The organism is Dietzia maris (assembly GCF_014144855.1).
GTDB classification, from domain to species: Bacteria; Actinomycetota; Actinomycetes; order Mycobacteriales; family Mycobacteriaceae; genus Dietzia; species Dietzia kunjamensis.
Genome location: NZ_JAALDN010000235.1, coordinates 1 through 6,660, shown reverse-complemented (window position 1 = coordinate 6,660; position 6,660 = coordinate 1). Strand labels below are relative to the sequence as shown.

Genomic DNA, 6,660 nt, shown 5'->3' with positions numbered 1-6,660 from the left:
CGGGGTGGATCGTCTTCCGGCGTCGGGCCGGGCCGGTGTCAGGCCACGCTGGCGGCGGCCGGTTGCGGGGTCCGGAGAGGGCAGCGTTCCCTGAACCCGAACGCGCAGATCGCGGCGGCGGCTGCCAGGACCACGACGATGCCACCGATGATCGGCGCGGCGGGGAAGGGTAGCTCCTGGGACAGGACGAAGGCGCCCATGATCAGGACGAAGAACCCGAAGCCCTTGCGCAGCGCCTTCTCGGGGACCACGGAGGTGAGGCGGATACCGACGAAGGAGCCGGCGATGGCGGCGGCGGTGACCGCGGCGACGAGCGGCCAGTCCAGGGACACCGAGGTGAGGTAGCCACCCAGCCCGGCGAAGGACTTCATGGCGATGACCAGCAGCGAGGTGCCCACGGCGGCGGTCATCGGCAGGCCCGCCAGGAGGACGAGGGCCGGGACGACGAGGAAGCCGCCGCCCGCGCCGACCAGACCGGTCGCGGCGCCCACGACGAGGCCGTCGAGCAGGATCCGCCACAGCGGGTGGTGGTGATCGTTGCTCTGCCCGTCGCGGTCCTTGCGTCCCTTGATCATGGCACCGGCGGTGGCGATCATCATGATCGCGAAGGCGACCATGAGGACGGTGCCGGGGATATAGCCGCCGGCCAGTCCGCCGAGGAACGCGCCCACCATGCCGGCGGCGCCGAAGATCAGTCCCGTACGCCACTGGACGTTGCCCTTGCGGGCGTGGCCGACGAGGCTGACCAGTGAGGTGGCACCCACGACGAACAGGGAGGTCGCGATCGCCTCCTTGGGGTCGAGCCCACCGATGTAGGTGAGCAGTGGGACGACCAGGATGGAACCGCCCCCGCCGAGCAGGCCCAGGGACAGTCCGACCAGGACGGCCAGGGCCACGACGATGATCGTGGTGATCTCCATGTCAGGTGCCTTTCTCCGGCGGGGGCGCCGGGGTGGGATCGGTCAGGAGCGGGCGGGCAGCGAGTCCAGGACGGCGCCGAGGCCCGGCTCGTCGGCCGAACGGTTCCACGGCATCTTCGACAGGCCCGCGGCCATGGCGCAGGAGTTGCTCGCCGCGGAGTAGGTCAGCCCGGCCCCGATGGCGCCGGCGAGGTAGGCGAACTTGGGGGAGACGACCTTGGAGGCGGTGACGCCGGCCAGGACGAGCGAGCCGGCGACCATGCGGACCTGTCGGTCCATCGCCCAGGCGCCCTTGCCGCGGATGACCTCGCCGCCGGCGGCCTCGTAGCCGGCGATGCCGCCGTCGAGCACGGTCACCGAGTCGGGGTCGACGCCCACGGACTCGAGCCGCTCGTTCGCCTGGCGGGCCCGGTTGCCGGACTGGCAGATCAGCACGACCTGGCCGGGCAGGCGGGAGGCGAACTCGTCCCCGTGCTCGGCGAGCAGGGGCAGCGGCACGTTGTAGGAGCCGCGGATGTGCACCGAGGAGAACTCGGCCCCGGAGCGCACGTCGATGACGGTGGGCGGGGTGTCCGAGTCCATCGCCTCTCGCAGATCGGCGGGAGCGATGGTCGGGGCGTTCGTCAGCGTGGAAAGCATGGGTGAAGCGATGTCCTTTGACTGTTCGGGGTGTGTGGGGGTGTCGGGGTGGTGGCGCCGGGCGCCACCGGACCCGGGGGCCGGGTGACCGGCCCCCGGGTGTGGGCGCGACCGGTCAGACGGTCGCGAGGTTGCGCTCGGACCAGGCGGCGTAGCTGCCCTCGAGCTCGACCACGCGGTAACCGGCGCGACGCAGGGCGCTGGCCGCGACCGAGTTGCGGACGCCGCTCTGGCAGTAGGTCACGATCGGTCCGTCGGTCGGGAGCCGGTCGAGGTTCCACAGCGCCCGGCCGCCGCTGAGCTGCTCGGAGCCCGGGATGTGGCCGTCGGAGTGCTCGGTCTTGTTGCGCACGTCCAGCACCATCGCGGCGTCGAACGAGGCGAGCTCGTCCGGCCCGATCATCTCGGGGGTCGTCATCGGCAGGCCCTCGAAGCTGGTCGTGTAGCCGGTGACCGTGTCGATTCCGACGCGCAGGAGGTGATCGCGCAGCGCCTCGGCCATTTCGACGTCCTCGGCCAGGACCACCAGGGGCGTGTCCTCCTTCTCGGGGTCGTAGACCCACGCGCCGAAGGAGGCGGCCTTGTCGACGCCGGGGATGTTGAGGGCCCCGGGGACGGTGCCGGCGTGGACCTCGTCCTGGCCACGGGTGTCGACGACGACGACCTCGTTCGCTTCGAGGGCGTCGGCCAGCTCGAGGGTGCCGAACTCGCGGAGCGGGGCCAGTGCGCCCAGCACCGCCGGGCCCTCCTTGTTCTGCCACTTCATGCGGCCGAAGTAGGCGTGCGCGTCCGGCTGTCCGTCGAGCATCTCGTCGATGAAGCCCTGCTCGTCGTCACGCTCGACGTACCCGGCCCACCATGCGAAGCGGCGCTCGTAGCCGACGCTGGTCGACGGCAGCGCGCCGAGGGCCTTGCCACAGGCGCTGCCCGAACCGTGGCCGGGGAAGACCTGGACGTGGTCCGGCAGGGTGACGAAGGAGTCCTTCAGGCTGCGGAAGATCTGCTTGGCGCCCTCGAAGCGGGTGTCGACCCCACCCGCGGCCTCGTCGAGCAGATCCGGTCGGCCGAGGTCTCCGGAGAAGACGAAGTCGCCGGTCAGCATGTATCCGGGGCTGTCCGCGAAGGCGCCGTCGGTGATGAGGAACGACAGGTGCTCCGGGGTGTGGCCCGGGGTGTGCACGACCTCGACGGTGATGTTGCCCAGCTTGAGCTGGTCACCGTGGTGCAGGCGCTCCGCTTCGAACCCGTACTGCCAGTCGTCGCCGCCCTCGCCGGAGACGTAGGCGGTCGCGCCGGTGGCCTGCGCGAGCTCACGGGTGCCGGACAGGTAGTCGGCGTGGATGTGGGTCTCGGTGACGGCGGTGATCGTCATGCCGTGCCGGGCCGCGAGGTCCAGGTACTGGCGGATGTCGCGGCGGGCGTCCACCACCATCGCCTCGTTCTTGGCCTGGCAGCCGATGAAGTAACCGGCCTGGGCGAGGTCTTCGTCGTAGATGCGCTCGAGAAGCATGCTGCTCTCCTTGTCGATCGGGTTCCCTGTTTCGGGGTGTGCCACGACAATACATACCCCATGGGGTATGCGCAAGACACCCTGGGGGGTATGTCCTTGCAGCTGTTCTGCCGCCGCGCGTGGCGTCCGAGGGTGGCCTGCGCCACAAAAGATTGCACGGGCTGTGGAATCGTGCAGATGCCGTGCAAAACTGTGAGGGTTCGCGAAATGCACCTACGCACCAGGAGCCAGCGCATGGCGTCATTCCTCTACCGCATCGGGCGGTCCGCCTACCTGTTCAGATGGCGGTTCATCGCAGCCTGGATGCTGTTGATCGTCGGTGTCGGCACGGCCGCCGCCACGCTGACGCAGCAGACCAGCACCACCTTCTCGATCCCGGGACTGGAGTCCATCGAGACCCAGGAAGAGATGCAGGAGAGGTTCGCCGGCGCGGGCAGCCAGCTCGACGCCCCGACGGGGACCGTCGTCATCGGGGCGCCCGAGGGCAGCACCCTCACCGACCCGGCGGTGTCCGAGGACGTCGATGCCTTCCTCGCCGATCTGCAGGGCCTGGACTTTCTCGCCGGGACCGACGCGCTGGTCAGCCCGGTGATCGCGGCCGAGGGGCTGTCGGAGCAGTTGACCGCGGCCAAGGCCGAGCAGGGCATCGCCGAGGAGCAGATCGCGGCCGATATCGCCGCGTTGAGCCCGCTCAGCCCGGACGAGAGCACCGGCACGGTCGAGGTGCGGTTCGACGCCGAGAGCACGATGGACGTGCAGGCCGAGGACCGCGAGGCCTTCGCCGAGGTCGTCGCCGAGCACGAGGGCGACCTGACGATCGCGTACTCCGGCAACGCCTTCCAGATGTCCGAGATCAGCGCCGTCGGCGAGATCATCGGCATCGCGGTCGCCGCCGTGATCCTCCTGGTCACCTTCGGTTCGCTCATCGCCGCCGGCATGCCGCTGCTCACGGGCGTCATCGGCGTCGGGATCGGCATCGGCGGCATCTTCGCCGCCACCGCCTTCACCGACACGATCAGCACCATGACGCCGACCCTGGCGTCCATGATCGGCCTGGCCGTGGGTATCGACTACGCGCTGTTCATCGTGTCGCGCTTCCGCACCGAGCTGGTCAAACACATCGGCGGCAACGATCTCGAGCCCGTCGAACTCGCGGAGAAACTCAAGGCGATCGACGCCCACAAGCGTGCACACCTCGCCGGGCTCGCGGTCGGCAAGGCCGGATCCGCGGTCGTCTTCGCAGGACTGACCGTGCTCATCGCCCTCGCGGCGCTGTCGATCATCAACATCCCGTTCCTCACCGCGATGGCGCTGTCCGCCGCCGCGACGGTGGCGATCGCCGTGCTGGTCGCGATCACGCTGCTGCCGGCCATCCTCGGCGCGGTCGGCACCAAGCTCTTCGCCGCCCGCATCAAGGGCGTCAAGGCGCCCGACCCGGAGGACGAGAAGCCGACGATGGGCCTGGCGTGGGTCCGCCGGATCCGTGCCCGTCCCGTGCTCTTCGCGGGCGCCGGTGTCCTGCTGCTCCTCCTGCTGGCCATCCCGGCCGCGCAGCTGCGGCTGGCCATGCCGTCCGACGGCACGATGGCCCCGGACACCCCGAACCGTATGGCGTACGACATGACGGAGGAAGCGTTCGGCCCGGGCCGCAACGCCCCGATGATCGCGCTCGTCGACACCCTGCAGGTGCCGGAGGAGGAGCGTCCGGCGGCGTGGGCCGCCGCGGTGGATCAGATCCAGGCGTTCGACGGGGTGGAGAACGCGCAGATCATCGAAACCAACGAGGCCGGTGACGCCGCCCAGGTGCTCATCACCCCCGAGTACGGTGCCACCGACGAGCGCGCCGCGAGCGTCCTCGAGGAGATCCGGTCCGGAGCCGAGGGCTTCGAGCAGGAGACCGGGGGGACCTACTCCGTCACCGGCGTCACCCCGATCTACGAGGACATCTCCGAGCGTCTGACCGAGGTGCTGCTGCCGTATGTCGGCATCGTCCTCGCGCTCGCGTTCGTCCTGCTCATGCTGGTGTTCCGGTCGATCTGGGTGCCGCTGATCGCCGCCCTGGGCTTCGGCCTGTCGATGGCGGCGACCTTCGGCATCACGGTCGCGATCTGGCAGGAGGGCTGGCTGGGCATCATCTCCGATCCGCAGCCGGTCATCAGCTTCCTGCCCATCATGCTCATCGGCATCGTGTTCGGGCTCGCCATGGACTACCAGGTCTTCCTGGTCTCGCGCATGCGTGAGGGTTGGGTCCACGGCAAGACCGCCCACAACGCGGTGGCCAACGGCTTCAAGCACGGCGCCCGCGTGGTCACCGCGGCGGCCCTGATCATGATCAGCGTCTTCGCCGCGTTCATGCTGATCGACGAGCAGTTCATCAAGGTGATGGGCTTCGCCCTGGCGGTCGCCGTGCTGTTCGACGCCTTCGTCGTCCGCATGACGATCATCCCCGCGGTGATGTTCCTCCTCGGCGAGCGCGCCTGGGGCCTGCCGCGGTGGTTGGACAAGATCCTCCCCACCGTCGACGTGGAGGGCTCCGCCCTGGAGACCGGGCAGCAGGAGAGCTCCGCTGTGGCATCCGCCGACGGTGGTGAGAAGGCCCGCGTCGATGCCTAGCCTGCGTGAGCGCAAGAAGGCCGACACCCGCACCCGCCTCTCGGCGGCCGCAGTGGAACTGCTGGTCGCCGAGGGGGCGGAGCGGGCGACGGTCTCGGCCATCGCCGGGAGGGCGGGTGTCTCGACCCGGACGTTCCACAACTACTTCGCCCACCGCGAGGACGCGTTCGTGCACTTCCTGCGCGAACAGATCGCCGAATGGGTGCGGCAGGTGGAGCAGGCGCCGGCAGACCTGTCGCCACTGGATGTCCTGCGCTCGACCTTCCACGAGCTCTACGGGCGCTCGGCGGACGATATCGACGCCGCCGAGAACCTGCTGGTGGCCGGGGAGCAGATCGGCCTCATGCTGGGCCCGGACGCCTGGACCAGCATCGCCGAGAACATCCTGGATCCGCTCTACGAGGCGGTCGGCCGCCGCGCACCGCAGCTCAACTGGTTCCGGGTCCGCGTCATGGTCGACCTGAGCCTCGCCGCCGGGGCGTCGGTGCTCAGGCACCGACCGGGTGGGGCCGGGCCCGCCGACTCCGCCGAGTCCTACCTGGACGACGCGTTCGATCTCCTCCAACACGGCGCCGCGAGGTTCCTCGAGCGCGACTGAGCAGCACGACCGAACAGCGCGACTGGGTCAGTACAGCCGGGGAGCCTCCCCGCAGCGGACGAGTTCGCCGTCGACACCGGCCCGCGCGCCGTGCTCCCGCAGGCGCGCGGCCAGCTCGTCGGGCGGCGGGTTGTGGTGGCCCAGGTGCACGGCCACCACGTCGGTCCGCTCGTCGACCGCCCCGATGTCCCGGAGTCTCCGGAGCGTCGCCCCGAACCGGTCCAGGCCCAGGTGGGCGGGGGAGATCTCCTCGCGGTCGCCCAGCGTCTCCTCGAGGAAGACCGCGTCGTAGCGGGCGCCGCGCACCGCGGTGAACCACTCGTCGTCCCACGGCCCGGTGTCGCTCGCCCACAGCAGGCGGGCGCCGCCGGGCCCGGTCA

At 70.2% G+C, this 6,660-nt stretch carries 5 protein-coding genes and 1 pseudogene; 2 read left to right on the top strand and 4 right to left on the bottom strand.

Annotated features, from left to right (window positions below; genetic code table 11):
* Positions 1-38: 38 nt before the first annotated feature.
* From G6024_RS08235 to G6024_RS08225, 3 genes are all read right to left on the bottom strand, one after another.
* Complete coding sequence (locus G6024_RS08235; RefSeq protein ID WP_159148461.1) at positions 39-920, bottom strand: sulfite exporter TauE/SafE family protein; 882 nt, start codon at positions 918-920, stop codon at positions 39-41.
* Positions 921-962: 42 nt separating this feature from the next.
* A complete protein-coding gene (locus G6024_RS08230; RefSeq protein WP_159148460.1) occupies positions 963-1,559 on the bottom strand; it encodes a rhodanese-like domain-containing protein in 597 nt (198 codons plus the stop codon).
* A gap of 115 nt (positions 1,560-1,674) precedes the next feature.
* Entirely contained in the window at positions 1,675-3,069 is a 1,395-nt protein-coding gene (locus tag G6024_RS08225; protein WP_159148459.1) for a rhodanese-like domain-containing protein, read from the bottom strand.
* Positions 3,070-3,303: 234 nt separating this feature from the next.
* Here G6024_RS08225 and G6024_RS08220 point away from each other — a divergent pair, with 234 nt between their 5' ends.
* Both G6024_RS08220 and G6024_RS08215 read left to right on the top strand, forming a co-directional pair.
* Positions 3,304-5,682 carry an MMPL family transporter gene (locus tag G6024_RS08220; protein WP_159148458.1) on the top strand — a complete coding sequence of 793 codons (2,379 nt, stop codon included), beginning with the start codon at positions 3,304-3,306 and terminating at the stop codon, positions 5,680-5,682.
* Positions 5,675-6,280, top strand: a complete 606-nt coding sequence (locus G6024_RS08215; RefSeq protein ID WP_067717435.1) for a TetR/AcrR family transcriptional regulator — start codon at positions 5,675-5,677, stop codon at positions 6,278-6,280. The genes G6024_RS08220 and G6024_RS08215 overlap by 8 nt, the downstream gene beginning before the upstream one ends.
* A 27-nt stretch (positions 6,281-6,307) precedes the next feature.
* On the opposite strand, the pseudogene G6024_RS08210 reads toward G6024_RS08215, so the two are convergent.
* Positions 6,308-6,660, bottom strand: a pseudogene (locus tag G6024_RS08210) (MBL fold metallo-hydrolase); the annotation flags it as partial.

Coding starts and splice junctions, on each gene's coding strand:
- G6024_RS08230 (WP_159148460.1), bottom strand. CDS start 1,559: ATGCTTTCCACGCTGACGAACGCCCCGACCATCGCTCCCGCCGATCTG.
- G6024_RS08220 (WP_159148458.1), top strand. CDS start 3,304: ATGGCGTCATTCCTCTACCGCATCGGGCGGTCCGCCTACCTGTTCAGA.
- G6024_RS08215 (WP_067717435.1), top strand. CDS start 5,675: ATGCCTAGCCTGCGTGAGCGCAAGAAGGCCGACACCCGCACCCGCCTC.
- G6024_RS08235 (WP_159148461.1), bottom strand. CDS start 920: ATGGAGATCACCACGATCATCGTCGTGGCCCTGGCCGTCCTGGTCGGA.
- G6024_RS08225 (WP_159148459.1), bottom strand. CDS start 3,069: ATGCTTCTCGAGCGCATCTACGACGAAGACCTCGCCCAGGCCGGTTAC.